Below are 22,542 nucleotides of genomic sequence, written 5' to 3' on the forward strand. Positions count from 1 at the left end.
ATGCGGGAGTAGCTCAGTTGGTAGAGCGCAACCTTGCCAAGGTTGAGGTCGCGAGTTCGAGACTCGTCTCCCGCTCCAAATCCAGAGGGAAGCCTGGCTTCCCTTTTTATTTGCCGAAAAGCCCACGGCGATCGATCCGAAGGGCGCCCTCGATGGCAACAGCGAGCGGTTACAATGCGGCAGCATATCCCGATGGCGGGATGGCAGAGTGGTCATGCAGCGGCCTGCAAAGCCGTGTACGCCGGTTCGATTCCGACTCCCGCCTCCAAATTCAAAAGCCCTGACTTGTCAGGGCTTTTTCTTTTTCCGCTTCCCGTTTCGTTTCCAGCAAAGCCCGCTACAAGTGGTCAAAACCCGTCTCGTCCACTTGGGAAAGGGCGATTTGCCACCCGGAGTTCAGTAAGATTTGCCGGGTACGCGAGTGGATAACTGGCGACAAAACAGAATCGGAGAAAGGGTTGTGAGTACACCTACACCGTTAGGCCTTTTGCATCGGCACCCGACATGACGTCGCCAAAACTTCTGTATGCTCCTGCGGCCACACTGCGGCGCTGGCGCACCTTGCGGCGAATCAAGCAAACACACGCGGCGGCATTGTTCGGGGTGTCCCAGTCGACCGTGTCGCGTTGGGAGGCGGGAACACTCGCCATCGGCGCCGATGAACTGGCGCGGATCGAATCGCTGCTGGCCGCAAGTCTCGACTCGGCTGCGGACAGTGCGCTGGCGCGGCTCGTGAACTTCCATACCTTGCCCGTGCATCTCGTCTGCGATCTCACACACCGGTTGCTCGCCTGTTCGCCGTCGCGTGCGATGGAGTTCTCTGTGCCGGTTGCCACGCTGATGGGCAAGTCCTTGTGGCCGTTCGCGACGGATGCGATTCAGGCACGCGAACACTCGCTCAGAGCCGCGGGATGGGGTGAACATCCAACGCAGTCCGTCGAATTCGACACCGGCAGCAATGCTTCGACACTCGTTCCGATTCGGAACAGTCGATGCCGATGGACTCGCTTCACGCTCTCCGATGGCACCGTGGCGCGACTCGTCGAAACGCTTTGAGTCGACCTCGAACCCGCATTGCACCCATGCCCTCGCGCCAACGCGTTCGAATCGGCCACGCATAATTTATGCGTAGATGGCCGTCTCGCTGACGCATAGACTGATCCATCGACACAGGATGAGCGCGAGGCGGGAGGGGCGATGAAAGCGACGACGGATGGAACGATGGGCACGCCGACAATCGACGGGCGACTGAATTTCCTGCGCGCCTGCGAACGTCTGAAAGACGTGCTGCGAAGCGCGCACACCTCGACCGGACGTCGCGAAAGCACCGCCGAACACAGTTGGCGGCTCGGCCTCATGGCGATGGTCTTCATGGATCGGCTCGGTGACGTCGACCCGTTGCGGGTCATGGCGCTATGTCTGGTGCACGACCTGGGCGAAGCGCTTCACGGTGACGTACCCGCACCGGCGCAACGCGGCGATGTCGATAAGGATGCCGCCGAGCGCCGCGATCTCCTGACAATCTGCGCATCGCTCGACGCGCCGCTGCGTGACCAGATGGTCGCGCTCTGGGACGAATACTCGCAAGCGGCAACGCCCGAAGCACGCGCGGTCAAGGCGCTGGATAAACTCGAGACGATGCTGCAACACACGCAGGGCGATAACCCGCCTGACTTCGATTACGCCTTTAATCTCGAGTACGGACGAAAGGCCACCGATGCGGTGCCGTCGCTTCGCGACGTTCGCCAGCGGATCGATGATGCGACGCAAGATCGCCTGCTGCGAAAGACGTCATAACGATACGCTCGCCCGCACAGCCACACGCCACACGCCACACGCCGACACGACCATGCGAGCGGTCGCGTGAGCGTGCACCTCACGCCGCGCGTCAGACTGCGCCCGGCGTATGCCACATCACCAATCACACCTAGTGCGCAATGCGATGCATAACAAGCGTTTGCCTGCGCACGAACCCCATCCGTTCGTAGAGCGCGATGGCGGTGTCGTTGTCATCCTTCACGTGAAGAAACGGGATGCCGCCTCGTGCGCGAATCTCTCTGCGGAGCCGGTTCATCAGCCGTTTGGCGATCGACTTGCCACGATGGTGTTCGTCGACGCACACCGCGCTGATTTCCACGTAACCGTCGAAACGCATGCGCTCTCCGGCCATGGCGATCAGTTCACCATCGACGCGAATGCCGACGTAATCCCCCATCTCGATCGTCCGTTTGCCGAAGGGGCCGGGGCGCGTGCGTCCGGCTAACGCCATCATGTCGGGCACGTCCGCCGTGCTGAGTTGCACGATGGTTGCGTCGTCCTCGTCAGTGCCGCCGGCGTCTGCGCAATCCACCATTTGAATCACCGAAAACACGTGCTCGTGGTGGATGCCCTCCATCGGCGGCAACGCCGTCAATGTGGGCACGAATGCGAAGCCGCCTTGCGGGATCAGGGTCATGAGTGCCTGAAACGCTTCCAATGTCGTGTTGGCGATGCCAGCGAACGGCGCGACATCCGGGTGATACCGACGCGCCAGAGGTGTCCCCTCGCCGAGCGCCGATTGCGTTGTCGAAAGCGCATGCCACACGGGGCTGTCGAGATGACCGGGATTCTGTTTTTCCATGATCGGTTTCCTGAAAGATGTTCCGTCGAGATCCCGGCTCAAACTGCGTGGGCGAGTATCGCCGTCGCAAACGACACCGTTGCCCCGAAGCCGACCAGAAACGCGAGCGTTCTGACGACGGGAATGCCCGCGACATAGACGACGTAATGGACGACGCGCGCAGTCAGGTACAACTTCGCCGCAAAGACCGTCGACGGCGTCGAGATGCCCGACAACGCGGCGATCAGCACCAGCGGCGCAAATACTGCGAGGTTCTCCACGGCATTCGCGTGGGCGCGCTTCGCTCGTTGCATCCATGCAGGTACGGCCGCTCCCGCCGCGGGCGCTGCCCCCTCCAGTGCCGGATTCGCCATCGCGCGCATCGGTCCGCGCAGCACGATGCCGCCCACGATGTAAGGGATCCACATCGCGGCAGTCATCGCCGTCACGCAGGTCAGGTAATACAGTTCGGGCGTGAGCTTCATCGTGTCCGGCCTCGGGAAGTCGTTGAATATGCAGCGATTCTAGACAGGCGCAGGCGACGGAGATATAGTCGTAAATGACAATTTTCAGGTGATTTACGACATGAAGGTTTGCGTCTTTGCACTCGACGGCATGTTCGACACGGGCATCACGGCGATCCTCGATACCCTGTGCACGGCCAACGAGATTGCGAAGTTAGGCGGCGCCGAAACCGGACCGTTTCAGGTCACGGTCATCGGCGTGAAGCCGAGAGTGAAAACTGCGCTCGGCCTGACGATGGCGGTTGAGCCGGCGCGCGAAGTCGACCGTCCCGACTGGGTCGTCGTGCCCGCGTTGAACGCCAAGATGGCGGATGTCCTCGTGCCCGCGCTGGCGCGACGCGACGTCGAGGCCGCCAAGTCTCATCTGCGCGAGTGGCGTGCGCAGGGCATCGGGATTGCGGCGGCGTGTATCGGCACGTTCGTGCTGGCCGACAGCGGCCTGCTCGACGGCGAGGAGGCCACCACCACGTGGTCGCTCTCACCGTTGTTTCGCGAGCGCTACCCCACGGTGCGGCTGGACGACTCGCGCATGATCGTGACGTCCAACGGCCTCGTGACGGCAGGCGCCGCGATGGGGCATCTCGATCTTGCCTTGTGGTTCGTGCGACAGGTCAGTCCGGAGCTGGCATCGAACGTCGCCCGGTTTCTGCTGATCGATAATCGCGCGTCGCAAGCGCAGTACGTGATTCCCGACTATCTGGCGCATGCCGATCCGCTCGTCGAGCGTTTCGAGCGATGGTCGCGTGAGCACATGTCACAAGGGTTTTCGTTGGAGAGCGCGGCGAGCGCGCTGCATGTTCACGTGCGCACGTTGCAACGTCGCACAGAGCAAGTGCTCGGCAAATCGCCACTTGCGTTTTTCCAGGACCTGCGCATTCAGCGTGCGCGACAACTCGTGTCGAACGGTTGCGATCTCGAGACCGTCGCTGCGCAAGTCGGGTATGCCGATGCGTCAACGTTGCGAAGTCTGCTGCGCCGAAAACTCGGACGCACGGTGAAGGAACTCCGCAAGGATTGAACGCAGACGTCTGACGCGGCTCGCAGATTCAGCGTCTCAGCAACCTGCCGTCTGTGCGCGCTGCACGTATCACGCGGGCGATACGTGCGATACGTGCAACGCCCCCGTCCCACCATGGACATCACGAAGGAAATGCCCGAGAATCGCGGCGCAAACCTCACCCCGTCCGCCGGGCCTTTCTCTGCTCACAGCCTTCCCTCCATGACGTATTCCTCCACGTTCATCTTCGCGGCAAAGCCGTTCGACGACGAGTTCCATCGGCTCGATCAGGCGATCGCGCAGGCGGCGCGCAGCATTCCCGGGTACCTCGGCGAAGAGGCGTGGGAGAACGCTGCAACGGGGCAGGTCTCGAATGTGTATTACTGGGCGTCGCTCGAATCTCTCGAGCAATTGATTCGGCATCCGACGCATATCGAAGCGAAGGCCGCGCAGTCAAAATGGCTCGATGGCTATCAGGTCGTCATCTCGCAAGTGCTGCGCAGCTACGGCGACGGCAAGTTGCCTCATGTGCTCGTCCCGCACATCGTGAAATGATGCGGGACGTCGGCAGACGACACCTCAGAAGCCGATCTGTTTGAGGAACGCGTTCACCGGCGCCGACCACATCTTGCCGCCGTAGGTGAGCAGCATGTGACCGTCGTGGCCCGGGATGTCTTCCGTGTGGACGAACTGCGCCGGGCTGCCTGACGCAGCGAACGCGTCGAACCATTGTTTGGGCGCGTCTGGGCCCCAGTACTGGTCGTTGTGCGCGTACAGCCACAAGCCTGGAATCTTGGTGCGCTTGCCGAATTCGCCGTACACCGCTTTCATCTGTTCGGGGTCGCAACTGTGCTGCGGCGCGCGCTCGGGCGAGCCGCCTGCGCCGCCCGAAAAGTTGATGTAACCGACGACGCCCGGCGGGTTGGTCGCCGCGGTGGAGACCGTGGTGAAGCCGCCGACCGAGCGTCCCTCCAGCACCACGCGGTTCTTGTCCGCCCACGGCTGTGCCTGCGCCCACTTCAGCACAGCGAGGTTCGCCTCCGCCGTCACCTTGGCCAACGTCTCGAAGTCAGGGCGACGCGTACATTGCCCCGACTGATTGAACGACGCCCCCGAGTTCTCCCGATCCGGTCCGCCCGTCAGACCGTACCCGACGCGAATCGGCGCGACGATCGCGAATCCCTTCGCGAGCCAGAAGCGCACGTGGCCCGGCAAAATCGGCGCGGTGAGCTTCGCGCGTGTCTGCGGATCACCGGCTCGCCCGTGCTCGAAGATCAGCACGGGGAAGGGGCCGTCGCCAGCAGGTTTGTAGACCTCGGTGTGCATGTCGACATCGCCGCCAAACGTGCCCGCGCCGGGCAGCTTGATGGAGACGATCTCGGGCTTGACCGGCGCATGGGCGGCGCTCGCGGGCGACGCGTCGTCGTCGGTCGCCGCATATGCCGCAGGCATGGCGAAGACCGAGGCGAAGACCGTGGCAATGAGCGCGGCGACGCAGAGGCATCGGGCGTGCAAAGCAGAACGTGCGACGAAGGGTTTCATGGGATGGATGGCGTTCCGGTGGCAATCCGAGGTTCGGGGTCTCACTCACAAATCGACGCTCATGCTACTTCGCGTCAGGACGTTTGAGCAATCGTCCGAATCATGGATGCTGCGGGATCATGAAGTCACGATGACGTTGTGAACCCATGGCCATGAGGGTCCTGCGCAAACGACATCAGCCTGCCGTGTCGTCATCCGTCGCCAGGGTTTCGGTGGCGCGCACGTCCGCGATGTCGGGCGATGCCATGGCGAAGTAACGGCCGGGCGTGGTGTGGAACGTCCGCTTGAATACCGCGATGAATGCACTGGCGTTGTCATAGCCGAGATCGAGCGCGACGGTGCCCACCGGTTGTCCGGCGGCGAGCAGTTCCAGTCCGCGCAACAGACGCGCTCGCTGACGCCACGCCGTAAACGTCAGCCCGGTCTCTTCGACGAAACGACGGCTCACGGTGCGGGGCGCGGTGTTCGCCCAGGCGGCCCATGCGTCGAGGGTGCGGGCATCGGCGGGGTTGTCGACGAGCGCGGTGGCGATGCGTTTCAGGCGGGCGTCGCCGGGCATCGGCAGACGGAAGGCGTCGGCGGGGCTCAGCGCGATCTCGTCCAGAATCACTTGCATCACGTGCGTTTGCGCCCGGTCCGGGGGACCCATGTCCCATTGCGCGGCCCTGACCACCGCTTCGCGCAGCAGCCCCGAGACCTCGATCGCACGCGGCTGCTCCGGCAGTCCCGCGCATCGGTCCGGGCGAACGTACACCGCCCAGCCGTTGAACGGCCCGTGAGAGAACGCGGCGTGAGGACAATGCGGCGGCACCCACACGGCGCGCGTCGTCGGCACGACCCACGCGCCGAGACTCGTGCGCACGGAGATCAGACCGTTGAACAACCCAAGCAACTGACCGGACGCGTGATGATGCGTCTGCGACACGCGCGGCGTGCTTTCGCGACCGACGAGCGCGATCAGCGGCGGATCGCTCGCGTCCATGTGCTGAACGCGCGCCATCTTGGCTTTGAGGTGTTCCGGTAAATTCATGGCGTCATTTCGCTATTGAATGGCGTAGATAGTCTATCAGCGCCACCTAATGCCGGGATATGCTCGGCGCGTGTTCTTGAAGGAGCGTGCCATGTCGCAGCCCATCCCTCCCGCCGGGTCCGGCGATCTCCCCGATACCGCCGATACCTTTGATGCCAACGGCAGCCTCGCCGCCGATGACCGCGCTTCCGAGCCGCCGACGCCGACCGTCTCACCTCAGGTCGATCTCGACCAACTCTACGACCCGCCGTCGGAGATGATCACGAAGGGCGTGTTACCGCACCTGCTCTCGTTTCACGTGGCGTACCTCAACGTCGCCACGTTTTTCTGCGTGGCAACGGGCAGCGCCCAAGGGCTCGATGCCTCGCCGCGTGGCGGTGAGCCGGGCTTCGTCAAGGTGCTCGACGAGAAGACCGTGATGTTCGCGGACTGGCCGGGCAACAACCGTATCGCCTCGCTGCGCAACCTGTGCGAAGACGATCGCATCGGCATGCTGTTTCTGTTCCCGGGGCTGGAGGTCTTCATGCGGATCAACGGTCATGCACGGATTGCCACCGATCCGGCGTTGCTGGCGACGCTCAAGGAGGGCGAGCGCACACCGAAGACGGCCATCGTCGTGCACATCGACGAAGTGTTGTTTCACTGCGGTAAGGCGATCAATCGCGCGAAGCTCTGGCGCGCCGAATCGCACGTCGACCGCAAGGCGGTGCCGTCGATGGGGGACATGAAGACCGCGCTCACCGGCATGGACAAGGCACGCGCAAGCGAGATCGATGCCGGCTACTACCGTGCGGTGCGCGGCGATCTTTATTGAGTGAGGAAGGGGAAGGGAGGCGAGAGCGCGGACGGACGAAGGGGCAGGCGTCGAAGCGGCACAGACGAACAAGGCGACGCTACGCAAATGAAGCGTCGCCCGAGCGCGAGGTCAGCCCTCACTCATGTTGTCAGCTTTGCGTGCCAGCCGATTCCTGCGCACGGCGCAGACGTTCGCGACTGTTCGTCAGGTGTGTGCGCATGGCGGCGCGTGCGGCTTCCGGATCGCGTCGGGCGATCGCGTTGTAGATGTCTTCGTGTTCGCGATTCACGCGGTTCAGATACGACACCTGATCGTCGTCGGCCAATGCAGCCGAGTTCACGCGCGTGCGCGGGATGATCGTGTTGCCGAGTTGTTCGAGGATGTCGTGGAAGTAGCGGTTACCGGTCGCGCTCGCCACTTGCAGGTGAAAGGCGACGTCGGCGGTCACGGCATTGCCGGTGCGCTGACGCACGTGCATTTCGAAGTCGTCGAGCGCCTGACGCATCGCCTTGAGCTGCGTGTCGGTGCGACGGTTCGCGGCAAGACCGGCGGCTTCCGTTTCCAGCGAGATACGCAGCTCCAGAATCGCCATCACGTCGAGCATCGTGAGAATGCTGTTGGTGTCGACTTGCAGCGCATTCTCGCGCGGCGCTTCGAGCACGAAGGTGCCGATGCCGTGACGCGTCTCCACCAGTTGCGCCGCCTGCAACCGCGAGATCGCCTCGCGAACCACCGTGCGGCTCACGCCGAGGCTTTCCATGATGGCCGACTCGGTCGGCAGCTTGTCGCCCGGGCGGAACGTGCCGGCGCGAATCTGCTCGGACAAGGCGCTCACCACCTCCTCCGTGAGGCTGCGAGACTTGCGGCGAGGACGTGCGGGCAACGGGCTGGTCATGGACATGGCGTCGGTTGGAATTGTGGGTGACGATAAATGGCGAAAAGCACCCCCAGTTTACCTTATCGACCGTCGCATACATACGACAACCGATAAGAATCGACCGCCAGCGCCACAACCCAGACGATATCGGGCACTGGCGGCCGAGAGCACTGCATTGTGCGACTTCTCGCGACCACTCGGAACTCCCCGGACCGGCACGCGCACAGCGCCGCTCCGGACAGCCTGACTTCAGACGGACGAACGTCAGAAATCGACGCGAATCCCCAGCATGCCGACGAACTGCGAACTCGTCGCCGACGGCGTGCTGTTCTGCGAATCGCCGACCACCGGACCCGCGTTGATGATGCTCACGCCGTTGGCCGAGAGCGACTTGCCGTTAGCGTGCTGCCACGCTTCGAGCGCATAGAGCGACGTGCGCTTCGAGAGCGAATACACCTGCGCGAGCGACACCTGATGGTACGTGGCGGCGTCGGTGATGCCGTTGGCCTTCGAGGCGGCGGTGTAGCTGTACGCCGCGGCCAGACGCCACTGCGGCGCCACGATCCACGACGCATGCACGCCGGCCGTGTTGAAGATCGCAGAGTCGTGGAACAACGACGCGGCGCCCGGCTTGTATTGCACGTTGCTGTAGCTCACGCCCAGCGTCACGCTGCCGATCGTGTAGATACCGGCCAAGGCGATGTGTTGCAGTGAGTCTGCGGTGACATAGCCCTGATTGACGGCGGACGTGCCCGGTGTGCCCGTCGACGCGCCATTCCACGTCGTGCCGCCGCCCACGTTGTTCATGCGAAGGTAACCGGCGGCCAGCGACAGCGGACCGCCGTCGTAACGCAGCGCACCGGAGAACGTGTTGCCCTTGCCCATGGCGCCGGGCTGACCGCCGAAGCCGTATTGCACGCTGGCCGTCACGCCCCACAAAACGGGCGAGGTGTACGTCACGGAGTTGTTGATGCGGATGGTCGTGTCGAGACCGTCGATATCGCCCGGGTGAGCGCCGGTCGCGCCCGTCACGTAGGCGACCGGGCCGATCGTGCCCACGAGCAGGTAGTACGGCGAATACTGACGACCGATGGTGACCGTGCCAGCCTGGTCGTTCTTCAGGCCGACGAAGGCCTGACGGTTGAACATCACCCCCGACGAGCTCAACGCGCCGTTGTTGACGTCGAAGCCGTTCTCCAGCTGGAAGAGTGCCTTGGTGCCCCCACCGAGATCTTCCGTGCCGCGCAGGCCCCAGCGGCTGCCCGCGAGGTTGCCGTTGCGCAGGTAAGTGTTCGATTTGCCGTTCTGGTTGCTGCTGTATGTCAGTGCATCGTCGACGATCCCGTACAGCGTCACGTTCGACTGGGCAAACGCCGGCACGGCACCGGCGGCGAGACCGGCCAGTACCAGCCCGGCAAACAGTTTCGAATGTCTCACGACTTCTCCTCTTGTGATGTATTTTCCTGGACTTCGCTTATTGGGCGGATCGCACACCGGGGTGTGCGTCTGAGGCTTGCGCTGCTTCGCTTCCTTCTCTTCGCTTCGTTCTTGTGTTGCCTCTGCTTCAGGGTGCTGCCGTGGTGTTCTGTCGCCGCGCGCGAGCGGCAATGACGTGATCGCTTTTATGCGATTGCGCGCTACGCAATCGCCGTCAATAACGCGGTGCCTTGCCGCTCCAGTCGGGGCGGTATTTGCGCATCTGCACGGCGTCGTTGCGCGTGCGTAATCCGCAGCTCAGATACTGTTCGTGCAGCTTCGCCAACTGATCCGGGTCGATTTCCAGCCCGAGGCCGGGCGCTTTCGTCACAGCAACCGCGCCGGTGCGAATCGCGATCTTGCCCCCGCGCACGACCTCTTCGTCGGCCTCCTGCCACGGGTAGTGCGTGTCGCACGCGTACGAGAGACGCGGCACGCTCGCGGCCAGATGCGTCATGGCCATCAGGCTGATGCCGAGGTGTGAGTTGGAGTGCATCGACAGGCCGAGATCGAACGTCTCGCACATGCGCGCGAGCAACTGCGTGTCACGCAATCCGCCCCAGTAGTGGTGATCGGAGAGGATGATCTGCGCGCCGTTCAGGCGCACGTTCTCGCGAAACTGCCGCAGGTCGGTGACGACCATGTTCGTGGCGAGCGGCATGCCCGTCGCACGATGCAGCTCGGCCATGCCTTCGAGCGTGGGCGTGGGGTCTTCGTAGTATTCGAGATCGCCCGCGAGTTCGCGTCCCATCGCAATGGCGGTGGCGAGCGACCAGTTGCCGTTCGGATCGATGCGCAGCGGCGTGTCGGGGAACGCACGCTTGAGCGCCTTGAGGCATTTCACTTCTTCCGTCGGTTCGAGCACCCCGGCCTTGAGCTTGATGCTGCCGAAGCCATAGGTGTCGATCATGAAGCGCGCCTGCGCCACGAGTTGCTCTGCATTCAGTGTTTCGCCCCAACTGTCCGGCGCATAGGGCGAATCGATGTGCTGGCCGTACTTGAAGAACAGGTACGCGCTGTACTGCACTTCCTGACGCACTGCGCCGCCGAGCAGATCGACGAGCGGGATGCCCAGATGCCTGGCCTGCAAATCGAGAAACGGGACTTCGAACGCGGAGTAGATTTTTTCGGCGTCCTTGCGCGGGTCGGTGCCGGGGGCAAGTTCGTACGCCACGCGCTCGCCGCGCACGCCCTGACGCACCACCGCCGCCACGCGCTCGCGCAGCCCGTTGGTGTCGAACGGGTCCATGCCGATCAGATGCGGCCGGGTGTTTTCGAGCAGCGCGAGCACCGGCGCGTCACCGTATGTTTCCCCGAGTCCGACATGCCCGTTATCCGTTTCGATTTCGATGATCGAGCGCAGGGCATAGGGCTCGTGAATACCCGCCGCGTTGAGCAGCGGCGGATCGCGAAAAGCAATCGGGGTGATCGTGATGCGCTGGATTTTCACGGCAACTTTTCCTCGGTCTCCACCAGGGATCTGACGTCGGCGGCAACGCCATCTGCGACGCCCATATCGCGGCTCATGTTGTGCTTTATGTCACTTTTACGTCATCGTATGACTGGCCGTAATTTAGGTGACGCCGCGGCCCCCTCTCTATCGGTGAAATCCCTAGGGAAATGGTCGGAATCCTGATGAAATATGGCTTTAACGCCCGATTAAACAAGGATGTAAGGATCACTTAGGGAAACCTCTGGGGTGATTTGGCATGTCTCCCAATTGCAAATCCCATATCTCAGTCATATGATGACTTACGAGAAATTTAACCAAAAGGAGACAGCATGGCCTTCAGTCGCAGGGGATTCTGGCAACGCACTTTTGGCGCAGTGGCATGTGCCGCAGGACTCGCGAGCATGGCAAGTGCCGCAAGCGCAGCGCCTGTCGCGCTGAACGTCGTGGACGTGGCGGGCAATCTCGCGCTCACGCAAAAGGGCTTTGAAGCCTTCCGCGACAAGTACCCGGATCTCGTCTCCAAGATCACGTTCACGAACGCCCCCGCGCCGCAGTTGCCGGGCAAGATCAAGGCCATGCAGGCGGCCGGCCGCTCCGACATCGACATCGTGCTGACGGGGACCGATGCGCTGGCCGCAGGCATCCAGCAAAACCTCTGGCAACGCCTGCTGCCCGACTACAGCGCGAAGCTGCCCGGCGTGCTCGACAAGTACGCGCCGAACGTGCGTGCGATGCAGGAACTCTCGAAGGGATACGGGCTGGCCGTGACGTTCATGCCTGCCGGTCCGCTCGTCGAATACAACCCGGCGAAGGTGACGAACCCGCCGAAGACGCCGGCCGAACTGCTCGCCTGGTGCAAGGCGAATCCGGGCAAGCTGATTTACGCGCGTCCTGCCAACTCGGGCCCGGGGCGCACGTTCCTGATGGGGCTGCCGTACCTGCTCGGCGACAAGGATCCGCACGATCCGATCAAGGGCTGGGACAAGACGTGGGCGTTCCTGAAAGAACTCGACACGTGCATTCCGTACTACCCGGGCGGCACGTCGGCGGTGATGAAGGAGTTGGGCGAAGGCAGCCGCGACATGACCGTCACCGTTACGGGCTGGGACATCAATCCGCGTGCGCTCGGTATCGTGCCGGCAACGTTCAAGGTGCAGTCGTTCGACAAGTTCACGTGGGTGAACGACGCGCATTACATGGTCGTGCCGAAGGGCGTGCCGAAAGAGAAGATGGACGTGATCGTCAAGCTGATCAACTTCATGCTCGAACCGGCGCAGCAGGCGCTCACGTACGACGACGGCTACTTCTATCCGGGCCCTGCGGTGAAGGACGTGCCGCTGTCCGCCGCCCCGGCGAAGAGTCAGGAAACGATCGCGAAGTATGGCCGTCCGGAATACGCGAAGCTCATCGCCGACTTCCCGCACGCCGTGCCGCTCGATGCGACGGCGATGGTGGCCGCGTTCCAGAAGTGGGATGCGGAGATCGGTTCGCAGAAGTCGAAATAAGGGTTTCGTCATGAAGCACAACTTCCAGCAACTGCGGCTCGATCACGTGGCGCGCAGCTTTACCAACGCCGAGGGACAGTCGGTGGCCGCGCTCAACGGCCTCGATCTGACCATCGAGCGTGGGGAGTTCATCGCGCTGCTCGGCCCCTCGGGCTGCGGCAAGTCGACGGCGCTCAACTGCATTGCCGGACTCACGCCGCTCACGGGTGGCGCGATCTGGCTCGACGACGAACGCATCGACGTGCTGCCGAGCGAGAAACGCGGCTTCGGCATGGTGTTCCAGAACTACGCGCTGTTCCCGCACATGAGCGTGCTGGACAACGTGGGATTCGGGCTGCGCATGCGTGGCGTGTCGCGTGCCGAGATCGAGAAGCGCTCGCGCGAAGCGTTGCAACTCGTGCAGCTCGTGGGCCACGAGCGCAAGTTGCCGGGACAGTTGTCGGGCGGTCAGCAACAGCGCGTGGCGATTGCCCGCGCCATCGTGATCGAACCGCCGGTTGTGCTCATGGACGAACCGCTGTCGAACCTCGACGCGAAGCTGCGCATCGAAATGCGTGCGGAAATCCGTCGCATCCACGGCAAGCTCGATCGCGCGACCATCTACGTCACGCACGATCAGGACGAAGCGTTGTCGATGGCCGACCGTATCGTCGTGATGAAAGAGGGCGTTGTGCAGCAGATCGGTGCGCCGCGCGATGTGTACGGGCGTCCGCGCAATTTGCACGTGGCGCGCTTCATGGGTTATCGCAACGTGCTCGATGTCTCGATCACCTCGGCACAGGGCGAGCGTGCGCGCGTGTCTTGCGGTGGGGCGTCGTTCGACGGCGTGCTGATGGAGCCGCCCGCCGCCGGCGGAAAAGTCGAGGGCAAGGTGAGTGTGGCAATTCGTCCCGACGATTTCGAGCGCGCGCCCGCTGCCAACGACAATGCCTTCGAGGCGGTCGTGGAGACGGTCGAGTATGGCGGTCGCGATTCGTTGTTGCGCATGGCGTCGCCGTTCGGGCCGCTGTACGCGCGTCTGCCGGGCGATTACGCCGTCGGTGAGCGCGTGCCGCTGCGCGTGCCCGCCGAGCGCACGCTCGTCTACGCCGGGGAGCGCACATGAGTGCCGCAGCTTCCGCCTCGATCAACACGACGCCGGCCGCACGTTTCGACGGGCGCGGGTGGCTCGTCGCGCCGGCGCTCGTGTGTCTGGTCGCGATGTTCGTATATCCGTTCGCCTACGGCCTGTTCCTGTCGTTCCAGCCGATGGAGGGGGGCGGTGTCTTTGCGAACTACCTGAAGTTCTTCACCGAGCCGACGTTGTGGCCGACGGTGCTTATCACGCTCAAGCTTGCCGTGCCTGCGACGCTCATCAACGTAGGTGCGTCGATCCCGGCAGCGTTCGCGCTGCGCAAAAGCACGCGCGCCTCGAAATTCGTGACGATGCTGCTTGTCGTGCCGGTCACGCTCGGCACGGTGCTGATCGCCGACGGCATGCTGACGTACTACGGCCCGAACGGTTGGTTCCCGCAGGCGTTGCATGCGCTCGGGCTGTATCACGACGAAGTCCGTCTGACGCATAACTACTGGGGCGTGCTGATCTCGCTGGTGATATCGGGTTTTCCGTTCGCGTTCCTGCTGATCCTGTCGTACGTGACGGGCATCGACCCGACGCTCGCACGCGCTGCCGGCACGCTGGGCGCCGGGCCGTGGCAGCAGTTCCGTCTGATCTATCTGCCGCTGCTGGTGCCGGGGCTGACGATGGCGGCGTGTCTGTCGTTCGTGCAGGCGTTCTCGGTGTTTCCGTCGGCGGTGCTGCTCGGTGTACCCGCCGGGGCGACACGTGTCGTGTCGATCGCGGCGTACGAGGCGGCATTCGAGAGTTACGACTATTCGCTCGCCTCGTGCGTGGCGATCGTGATGGGTTTCGTTCAGTTGCTGATCGTGGCGGGCATGCTCGGCGCACGCCGGGCGTTCTATAGCGGTCCGACCACGGGAGGCAAGGGATGAGCGTCGCAGACAAGCATCCGGCCGGCACGCTGGCCGCGCAAAACGGAGAGTTCATGGCAACGCAGGGTTCCGCAAGCCAGACGGCGGTCGCGCCCGAAGCGCGGCGCAAGCTGCGCCGCGAGGGGCCCGGTTCGCGCTTGTGGCGCGTGCTGGTGTGGGGCGCGATGATTTTCTTCCTCGTGAACGTGGCGTTGATGATCGCCACCGTCACGATGAACTCGTTCGCCACACGCTGGTTCGGCACGCCGCTGCCCGAGAGCTTCACGCTGCACTGGTATGCGCAGGCGTGGCGCGATTTCCAACTGGCCGACGTACTGTGGGTGACTGTCGAGGTGGTCGGCGCGGTCGTGCTGTTGTCGATCGCGCTGGGGGTGCCGGCGGCGTATGCGCTGGCGCGCGCGCAGTTTCCCGGCAAGAAGCTCGCGATGCTGGTGTTTCTGTTGCCGTTGATGGTGCCGCCGGTCACGTACGGCATTCCGATGGCGACCGTGCTCTACAAGGTCGGCCTGGGTGGCACGCTCACGGGGGTGATTCTCGCGAACCTCGTGCCGTCGTTGCCGTTCGTGATTCTGGTCATGACGCCGTTCATCGAACAGATCGATCCGAATCTGGAATCGGCCGCGCGCATCTTCGGGGCGAACACGCTGAAGTACTTCCGTTACGTGTTGCTGCCGCTGCTGGTACCCGGCATTCTCGCGGCGGGGTTGCTCGTGCTGGTGCGCACCATCGGCATGTTCGAGTTGACGTTCTTCACCGCAGGGCCTGACACGCAGACGCTGGTCGTGGCGCTGTATTACGCGGTGTTCTCCACCGGCGTGCGTGCGCCGCAGTCCATCGATGCGATGGCGATGATCTACATGGCGATCACGCTGCTGTGGGTGCTCATCGCGCTGCAATTCGTGAGCCCGACGCAGCTTGTTAGCCGTGTGAAGGAAGCGCCGAAGGGAGAGTGACACCGGGGCGCATACCCGAGGGGGACGCCCCTCGCCGCCACCGTCGGCAGGACCACCGAAGGCCCGCATTCGTCATGAGTGCGGGCCTTTTCTACATGACAAAAATGTAATCTGCGTTTCATGTTGGTGTGGGCGCGCGCTTCATACGATGGGTACCCAACAGGCTTCGATGTCCAGCCTTCCTTAGCCAAGCAAAAGGGGTACTACCATGCAAAAGCGCCTAGCGCTCTACGCCGCCGTCGGCCTGATGGCCCTCATGTCCACCGCGGCCCGCGCCGATCACGTCTACGACGACGCCAAACCTTTCTTCGCCCCCGCCGGTGACGCCAATCGCGCCACGCCGCAAACGATTCAGTCGGACCTCAACCAGGCGCACGCGCAAGGCGTGCCGGTGCCGTCGAATCTCAAGGCCATTCAGTCGACGCAGGGCGCCTCAGGCAAGACCCGCGACGAGGTGTATCGCGAACTGGTCGAGGCCCAGCGTCTGGGGTTGATGAATCAACCCGATTCGGTCTATCCCCGTACATCGCCCGCTGCCTCGCCGTTCACGTCGCGACAGGCCGCCAACTGACCTGATCCACGCGGCTCCCGCGTTGGCCCGAGCCGCCTTTCGCATTTTCGCATTCTCTCCTCGTTGGGCACGTTGCCGGAAGCAGCGCACGCTCAGGGGGATTCCTGGTGTCGCTTCCATGAAGAACCTGATCGTCACGACCTGCCTCGCGATGAGCGCAGCCGTGATGGGCAACAGCTATGCCCAATCGCAACCCGCTACCGCCACGGCATCCGGCCAGACGACAGGCCTCACGCTCGCGCAGGCCATGCAACTGGCGTTGGACAACCACCCCACGTTGCGAATCGCGCGACGCGAGATCGACGCGCAAACCGGGGCGCTCATGCAGGCCGGGGCGCGTCCGAACCCCGAGTTGTCCGTGTTGCAGGAGGACTTCCGCAATGCGTCGCGTACGACGACCTTCCAACTGACGCAGCCCATCGAGCTTGCGGGCAAGCGTCACTACCGGGTCGAGGCGGGAGAGGCGGCGCAACGCGTTGCCTCGCTCGATGCGCAGACCGCCGAGACGACCGTGCGCAGCGAAGTCGTCGCGCGCTATTTTGAGACGCTATCGGCGACGGCGCTCGTGGCGCTGACGACCGAGACGCAGGACATCGCTCAGGACACCTACGCCGCCACCCGGCGACGCGTGCAGGCCGGAAAGATTTCACCGGTCGACGAAGGCCGCGCGCAGATCGCGCTGAACAACGCGCAGATCGAAGTCGCGTCCGCGCGCGCGTCGCTCAGCCGCGCACGCGGCCGTCTCTCGCAGGCGCTCGGCGTGTCCGACATGACGCTGCCCCAGCAACTCGCGGGCGATCTCGATGCTTTGCCGCAACTGCCGGTCTGGTCGTCGCTGGTGGCGGCCTTGCCGTCCACACCCGCGATGCGCTCGGCCAGCGAGGAGATCAACCGGCGCGACGCCATGGCCCGGCTCGAACGCGCGCAGCGCGTGCCCGACGTGAGCGTGAGCCTCGGGTTGAAGCGCGTGACGGACAGTGGCCGTACCGACAATCAGGCGGTCGTGGGGCTGTCGATTCCGCTGCCGATCTTCGACACCCGTCGGGGGGCTGCGATGGAAGCGGCGCAACGTGCCGACATGGCACGCGATGCCTATGACGGCGTGCGTCAGCAACAGCAGGCGCTGCTACAGGCGTCTTATGCGGAGTTCTCGGCCGTGCGCGAGGCCACGCTGAGCCTGCGGGACAACATCCTGCCGCAGGCCGAGCGCGCGTATGACGCCACCCGGCGGGGATTCCTGCTGGGCAAATTCGGCTTCCTCGATGTGCTGGATGCGCAGCGCACGTTATCGCAGGCGCGCTCGCAGTACATGACGTCCATCGCCAACACCTATGCCGCGTATGCCACTGCCAGTCTGGCCGTGGGCGGCATGGTCGACGGCGTCGCGCTGCTATCCCCCGAATACCTCTCATCCGCCTTATCCACGTCCCCCAATCCGCCAACGTCTGCCAAGTAAGGATCTGCTGTGCAACGAATCAGAAAACTGCAAATCGCCGGTGCGGTCGTCGTGCTGATCGCCGGCGCGGCCATCGGCCTGTTCGCCTTCGATCGGTCTGCCAGGGCCGTTTCGGCGTCTGTCTCGGCGCCTGCGGGCAGCCAGTCGGCATCGTCGGGGGCATCACACGCGCATGACGGCGCAGACGACGACCATGCGAGCGACGAAAAAGGCGCACGCGCGTCGGGCGAAGCGAAGGATCACGACGACGAGGGGCGGGTCAGTCTCAGCGCGGACCAGCAGTCCGCCGCTGGGATCGAGATCAGGGCGGCAGGTGCGGCACAGATTGTCGAGTCGACGCAGTTGCCCGGTGAAGTGCGCTTCAACGAGGACAGGACGGCGCACGTCGTGGCGCGCGTGGCAGGCGTGGTCGAGCGTGTGAACGTCAATCTCGGTCAGCAGGTCAGGCGCGGCGACGTGCTGGCCGTCATCTCCAGCACACAGGTCTCGGAGCAGCGGGCCGAATGGCTCACGGCACAGGAGCGTCGCGCGATGGCGCTCAAGACGTTCGAGCGCGAGAAGTCGCTGTGGGAAGACAAGATTTCGGCCGAGCAGGATTTCCTTCAGGCACAGCAGGCGCTGCGCGAGGCGGACATTGCGTTGCGCAACGCGCGTCAGAAACTCGATGCGTTAGGCGCGGACGTCGGCAAGGGCAGCACGGATGGCGGCGGCCTGAACCGATTCACGCTCAGAGCGCCGTTCGACGGCACGGTCGTGGCGAAGCATGCCGCCATGGGCGAAGCCGTGACCGAAGCGGGCGATCTGTTCACGATCTCCGATCTGAATGCCGTCTGGGCCGAAATCGCAGTGCCACCGCAGTGGCTTGGCGCGGTGCGCGTCGGCACGCCGGTCGAGGTGCGCGCCACGGCGTTCGACTCGAAGGCGACGGGGCGTGTGTCCTATGTCGGCGCACTGCTCGGTGAGCAGACACGTACGGCGGTCGCCCGCGTCACGCTGGACAACCCGCAGGGCGTGTGGCGTCCTGGCGTGTTCGTCAACGTCGCACTCACGACCAGCGAGGTCGCGGTGCCCGTCGCCGTGTCGCTCGATGCGGTACAGACGATCGGCAACGACACGATGGTGTTCGTGAAGTCGCCCAAGGGCTTCGTGGCAACGCCGGTGCAAACCGGTCGCCGCGATGGTGCCTCGGTCGAGATCGTCAAGGGACTGTCCGCCGGCACCGAGTACGTCGCATCGAACAGCTTCCTGCTCAAGGCGGAACTCGGTAAGAGCACCGCAGAGCACGGTCATTGACAGACGGGGACGCCAAGCATGTTCGAACGCATCATTCAATTTTCCATCCGGCATCGCTGGCTGATGCTGGTCATGACGCTGGCGGTCGCTGTCGCCGGTGTCTTCGCCTATCAGCGTCTGCCCATCGACGCCGTGCCCGACATCACTAACGTTCAGGTGCAGATCAACACCAACGTGCCGGGGTACTCGCCGCTCGAAGCCGAGCAGCGTGTCACGTATCCCATCGAGACCGCCATGTCGGGATTGCCGGGGCTGGAGCAGACCCGTTCGATCTCGCGATACGGTCTCTCGCAGGTCACCGTCATCTTCAAGGACGGCACGGACATCTATTTCGCCCGGCAACTCGTGAACGAGCGCATCGCGCAGGCGAAGGAGAAGCTGCCCGACGGCATCAATCCCGAGATGGGGCCGATCTCGACCGGGCTCGGGGAGATTTTCCTGTGGACGGTCGAGGCGACGCCGCAGGCCCGCAAGCCGGACAACACGCCTTACACGTCGACGGATCTGCGCGAAATTCAGGACTGGATCGTCAAGCCGCAATTGCGCAACGTGCCGGGCGTGACGGAGATCAACACCATCGGTGGGCTGGCCAAGGCGTATCAGGTGGCGCCGGACCCCGCGCGTCTCATCTCCTACGGCCTCACGTTTGCCGATGTCGTGCGTGCGCTGGAGCGCAACAACGCCAACGCCGGTGCGGGCTACATCGAGCGACGCGGTGAGCAATACCTCATTCGCGTGCCGGCACAGGTGCGCAACACCGACGACATCGGCAACGTCGTGCTCAACAACGTGGGCGGCGTGCCGGTGCGTGTGCGCGATGTCGCGCAAGTGTCGATCGGACAGGAACTGCGCACGGGCGCGGCGACGGAGAACGGCCGTGAGGTCGTGCTCGGCACCGTGTTCATGTTGATCGGTGAAAACAGCCGAACCGTCTCGCGTGCCGTCTCAGAGAAGATGGTCGAGATCAACAAGCGTCTGCCGGAGGGGGTCTCCGCGATTCCCGTGTACGACCGCACGGTGCTGGTGGACAAGGCCATCGCGACGGTGAAGAAGAACCTGCTCGAAGGCGCGGCACTCGTCATCGCCGTGCTCTTCCTGTTCCTGGGGAATCTGCGCGCCGCGCTCATCACCGCCATGGTGATTCCGCTGGCGATGCTCATGACCTTCACCGGCATGGCGGCCGGTCGCGTCAGCGCGAATCTGATGAGTCTGGGCGCGCTCGACTTCGGCATCATCGTCGACGGGGCCGTCGTGATCGTCGAGAACTGTGTGCGCCGTCTGGCGCATGCGCAGCAGGCATTGGGACGCCCGCTGTTGCTGCGCGAGCGCCTGAAAGAAGTGTTTGCGGCGGCGCGCGAGGCCCGTCGACCGTTGCTGTTCGGTCAGGCCATCATCATGGTGGTGTATGTGCCGATCTTTGCGCTCACCGGTGTGGAAGGCAAGATGTTTCATCCGATGGCGATCACCGTCGTCATGGCGCTGGCGGCTGCCATGGTGCTGTCGGTCACGTTCATTCCTGCGGCGATTGCCGCGTTCATCGGCCATCGGGTGTCCGAGAAAGAGAATCGGTTGATGACGCTGGCGCGTCGTGCGTACGAGCCCGCGCTGGATTGGGCGCTGGCGCACAGCCGTGCGGTGGTGGCCGGTGCCTGCGTCACCGTGCTGCTGACGTTCGCGCTCGCCACGCGACTGGGCAGCGAGTTCATGCCGAGCCTCAACGAGGGCGATCTGTCGATTCAGGCACTGCGCATTCCCGGCACGAGCCTCACGCAGTCGGTGGCGATGCAGCAGCAACTGGAAAAGGCGCTCGTGGCGAAGCTGCCGGAGATCGAGCGTGTGTTTGCGCGCACGGGGACGGCCGAGGTGGCGTCCGACCCGATGCCGCCGAACATCTCGGACGGCTACATCATGCTCAAGCCGAAGTCCGAATGGCCCGATCCGGGCAAGTCGCGCGAGCAGTTGATCGACGAGGTCACGCGTATCGCCCAATCGATCCCGGGCAGCAACTACGAGTTCTCGCAGCCGATCCAGTTGCGTTTCAACGAACTGATCTCGGGCGTTCGCAGCGATGTGGCGGTGAAGGTGTTCGGCGACGACACGGCCGTGCTCGACGATGTGGCGGGACGCATCAGCGCACGTCTGCGAGCGATTGAAGGCGCGACCGAAGTCAAGGTCGAGCAGACGTCGGGCCTGCCGATGCTCACGATCAACGTCGACCGCGAGAAGATCGCGCGCTATGGCGTGAACGTGGCCGACGTGCAGGACACGGTCGCGGCGGCGCTCGGCGGCCAGACCGCAGGCACGCTGTTTCAGGGCGACCGCCGGTTCAGCATCGTCGTGCGCATGCCCGACGCGTTGCGCAGCGATCTGGACGCCATCCGTCGTCTGCCCATCGCACTGCCCCGGACGGAAGGGGCGGGCGGTGGCGCGTCGACCATCGCAGGCGCCGCCCCGCGTGTCGCGTTCATCCCGCTGTCCGAAGTGGCGACGCTCGATCTCTCGCCCGGTCCCAACCAGATCAGCCGCGAAAACGGCAAGCGGCGCGTCGTGGTGAGCGCCAACGTGCGCGGACGCGATCTGGGCTCGTTCGTCGAAGACGCTCGCAGGCAGATCGAGACGGTGGCCGTGCCGCCGGGCTACTGGACCGCATGGGGCGGTCAGTTCGAGCAACTTCAGTCGGCGTCGGATCGTCTGAGGATCGTTGTGCCGGTGGCGTTGCTGATGGTGTTCGGCCTGCTCTTCGTGATGTTCAACAATGTGCGCGACGGTCTCATCGTCTTCACCGGTATCCCGTTCGCCCTGTGTGGTGGACTCGTCGCGCTGTGGCTGCGCGGTATCCCGTTATCGATCACGGCGGCCGTGGGGTTCATCGCGCTTTCAGGCGTTGCCGTGCTCAACGGGCTGGTCTTGATATCCTTTATCCGCAATTTGCGTGATAACGGACGTCCGTTGGCAGAAGCGGTGCGCGAAGGTGCGCTCACGCGCCTGCGGCCGGTGCTGATGACGGCGCTCGTCGCATCGCTGGGCTTCGTGCCGATGGCGATCGCCACGGGCACCGGGGCGGAGGTACAGCGTCCGCTCGCGACGGTCGTCATCGGGGGGATTCTGTCGTCGACCGTGCTGACGCTGCTGGTGTTGCCGGTGCTCTACCGCATGGTGGGGCAGCGCAGTCGCAAGGGAAGTTAACTGGAGAAGGCGGTAGGAGGACGTATGAGGATTCTTGTCGTCGAGGACGAGTTCAAGACGAGTCAGTATCTGAAGAAAGGATTGACGGAGGCCGGTTACGTGGTCGATGTCGCCGGCGACGGCGTCGACGGCCTGCACATGGCGGTGACCGGCGCCTACGATCTCGTGATTCTCGACGTGATGCTGCCGGGCAAGAGCGGCTGGCAGGTGCTCGACCAGTTGCGCGCGCAGCAGGATACGGCGGTCCTGTTCCTGACGGCGCGCGACGATCTCGGCGACCGGGTCAAGGGGC

The 22,542-nt window shown here is 64.0% G+C and carries 21 protein-coding genes and 2 tRNA genes; 16 read left to right on the forward strand and 7 right to left on the reverse strand.

Features of this window, described 5'->3' with window-relative positions; translation table 11 throughout:
- Positions 1-2: 2 nt before the first annotated feature.
- The 4 genes from A9762_RS23585 (at position 3) to A9762_RS23600 (ending at position 1,797) form a co-directional block, all read left to right on the forward strand.
- Positions 3-78 (forward strand) — tRNA-Gly (locus A9762_RS23585).
- Between the two features lie 116 nt (positions 79-194).
- Positions 195-268: transfer RNA gene (locus A9762_RS23590), tRNA-Cys, on the forward strand.
- Between the two features lie 236 nt (positions 269-504).
- The gene (locus tag A9762_RS23595; protein ID WP_069344428.1) at positions 505-1,056 is read left to right on the forward strand and encodes a helix-turn-helix transcriptional regulator; all 552 of its coding nucleotides are present in this window, start codon (positions 505-507) and stop codon (positions 1,054-1,056) included.
- Positions 1,057-1,221: 165 nt separating this feature from the next.
- Entirely contained in the window at positions 1,222-1,797 is a 576-nt protein-coding gene (locus tag A9762_RS23600) for an HD family hydrolase (RefSeq protein WP_069344442.1), read from the forward strand.
- A 130-nt stretch (positions 1,798-1,927) separates the two neighbouring features.
- Here A9762_RS23600 and A9762_RS23605 read toward each other — a convergent pair whose 3' ends face one another.
- Together A9762_RS23605 and A9762_RS23610 are read right to left on the reverse strand one after the other, a co-directional pair.
- Entirely contained in the window at positions 1,928-2,620 is a 693-nt protein-coding gene (locus tag A9762_RS23605; RefSeq protein WP_069344429.1) for a GNAT family N-acetyltransferase, read from the reverse strand.
- A 38-nt stretch (positions 2,621-2,658) separates the two neighbouring features.
- Complete coding sequence (locus A9762_RS23610; protein ID WP_069344430.1) at positions 2,659-3,084, reverse strand: MAPEG family protein; 426 nt, start codon at positions 3,082-3,084, stop codon at positions 2,659-2,661.
- Positions 3,085-3,184: 100 nt separating this feature from the next.
- On the opposite strand from A9762_RS23610, the gene A9762_RS23615 reads away from it, so the two are divergent.
- Together A9762_RS23615 and A9762_RS23620 are read left to right on the forward strand one after the other, a co-directional pair.
- Positions 3,185-4,141 (forward strand): GlxA family transcriptional regulator, encoded by a 957-nt coding sequence (locus A9762_RS23615; RefSeq protein ID WP_069344443.1) that lies wholly within the window; start codon positions 3,185-3,187, stop codon positions 4,139-4,141.
- A gap of 201 nt (positions 4,142-4,342) precedes the next feature.
- A complete protein-coding gene (locus tag A9762_RS23620; protein WP_069344444.1) occupies positions 4,343-4,675 on the forward strand; it encodes an antibiotic biosynthesis monooxygenase in 333 nt (110 codons plus the stop codon).
- Positions 4,676-4,699: 24 nt separating this feature from the next.
- On the opposite strand, the gene A9762_RS23625 is transcribed toward A9762_RS23620, so the two are convergent.
- Together A9762_RS23625 and A9762_RS23630 are read right to left on the reverse strand one after the other, a co-directional pair.
- A complete protein-coding gene (locus tag A9762_RS23625) occupies positions 4,700-5,662 on the reverse strand; it encodes a S9 family peptidase (protein WP_240493690.1) in 963 nt (320 codons plus the stop codon).
- A gap of 175 nt (positions 5,663-5,837) precedes the next feature.
- Positions 5,838-6,692 (reverse strand): helix-turn-helix domain-containing protein, encoded by an 855-nt coding sequence (locus tag A9762_RS23630; protein WP_069344431.1) that lies wholly within the window; start codon positions 6,690-6,692, stop codon positions 5,838-5,840.
- A 91-nt stretch (positions 6,693-6,783) separates the two neighbouring features.
- Between A9762_RS23630 and A9762_RS23635 the strand changes: the two genes are divergently transcribed.
- Positions 6,784-7,506, forward strand: coding sequence for an MSMEG_1061 family FMN-dependent PPOX-type flavoprotein (locus tag A9762_RS23635; protein WP_083254232.1), 723 nt, complete (start codon positions 6,784-6,786; stop codon positions 7,504-7,506).
- 130 nt (positions 7,507-7,636) lie between these two features.
- Here A9762_RS23635 and A9762_RS23640 read toward each other — a convergent pair whose 3' ends face one another.
- The 3 genes from A9762_RS23640 to A9762_RS23650 all read right to left on the reverse strand — a co-directional run bounded on the left by A9762_RS23640 (position 7,637) and on the right by A9762_RS23650 (position 11,291).
- Positions 7,637-8,383, reverse strand: a complete 747-nt coding sequence (locus A9762_RS23640) for a FadR/GntR family transcriptional regulator (protein ID WP_083254233.1) — start codon at positions 8,381-8,383, stop codon at positions 7,637-7,639.
- Positions 8,384-8,629: 246 nt separating this feature from the next.
- Entirely contained in the window at positions 8,630-9,802 is a 1,173-nt protein-coding gene (locus A9762_RS23645; protein WP_069344433.1) for a porin, read from the reverse strand.
- 214 nt (positions 9,803-10,016) lie between these two features.
- Positions 10,017-11,291, reverse strand: a complete 1,275-nt coding sequence (locus A9762_RS23650; RefSeq protein ID WP_069344434.1) for a glucarate dehydratase family protein — start codon at positions 11,289-11,291, stop codon at positions 10,017-10,019.
- Positions 11,292-11,695: 404 nt separating this feature from the next.
- Here A9762_RS23650 and A9762_RS23655 point away from each other — a divergent pair, with 404 nt between their 5' ends.
- The 9 genes from A9762_RS23655 to A9762_RS23695 form a co-directional block, all read left to right on the forward strand.
- The gene (locus tag A9762_RS23655) at positions 11,696-12,799 is read left to right on the forward strand and encodes an ABC transporter substrate-binding protein (protein WP_139133369.1); all 1,104 of its coding nucleotides are present in this window, start codon (positions 11,696-11,698) and stop codon (positions 12,797-12,799) included.
- 10 nt (positions 12,800-12,809) lie between these two features.
- On the forward strand, positions 12,810-13,904 hold the full coding sequence (locus tag A9762_RS23660; protein WP_069344436.1) for an ABC transporter ATP-binding protein: 1,095 nt from the start codon (positions 12,810-12,812) through the stop codon (positions 13,902-13,904).
- A complete protein-coding gene (locus tag A9762_RS23665; RefSeq protein WP_069344437.1) occupies positions 13,901-14,791 on the forward strand; it encodes an ABC transporter permease in 891 nt (296 codons plus the stop codon). Before A9762_RS23660 ends, A9762_RS23665 begins: the two co-directional genes overlap by 4 nt.
- Before the next feature lie 53 nt (positions 14,792-14,844).
- Positions 14,845-15,744: an ABC transporter permease gene (locus A9762_RS23670; RefSeq protein WP_371443258.1), complete on the forward strand. Its 900-nt coding sequence runs from the start codon at positions 14,845-14,847 to the stop codon at positions 15,742-15,744.
- Between the two features lie 208 nt (positions 15,745-15,952).
- Complete coding sequence (locus A9762_RS23675; RefSeq protein WP_069344439.1) at positions 15,953-16,315, forward strand: DUF4148 domain-containing protein; 363 nt, start codon at positions 15,953-15,955, stop codon at positions 16,313-16,315.
- 118 nt (positions 16,316-16,433) lie between these two features.
- Entirely contained in the window at positions 16,434-17,771 is a 1,338-nt protein-coding gene (locus A9762_RS23680) for a TolC family protein (RefSeq protein ID WP_069344440.1), read from the forward strand.
- A 9-nt stretch (positions 17,772-17,780) separates the two neighbouring features.
- Positions 17,781-19,064 (forward strand): efflux RND transporter periplasmic adaptor subunit, encoded by a 1,284-nt coding sequence (locus A9762_RS23685; RefSeq protein WP_139133366.1) that lies wholly within the window; start codon positions 17,781-17,783, stop codon positions 19,062-19,064.
- Positions 19,065-19,082: 18 nt separating this feature from the next.
- The gene (locus A9762_RS23690) at positions 19,083-22,250 is read left to right on the forward strand and encodes an efflux RND transporter permease subunit (RefSeq protein ID WP_069344441.1); all 3,168 of its coding nucleotides are present in this window, start codon (positions 19,083-19,085) and stop codon (positions 22,248-22,250) included.
- A gap of 24 nt (positions 22,251-22,274) precedes the next feature.
- Positions 22,275-22,542: response regulator (locus A9762_RS23695; protein WP_139133367.1), on the forward strand; the 268-nt coding region annotated here is incomplete at its 3' end.

The sequence above is a fragment of the Pandoraea sp. ISTKB genome (assembly GCF_001721285.1).
GTDB lineage: Bacteria > Pseudomonadota > Gammaproteobacteria > Burkholderiales > Burkholderiaceae > Pandoraea > Pandoraea capi.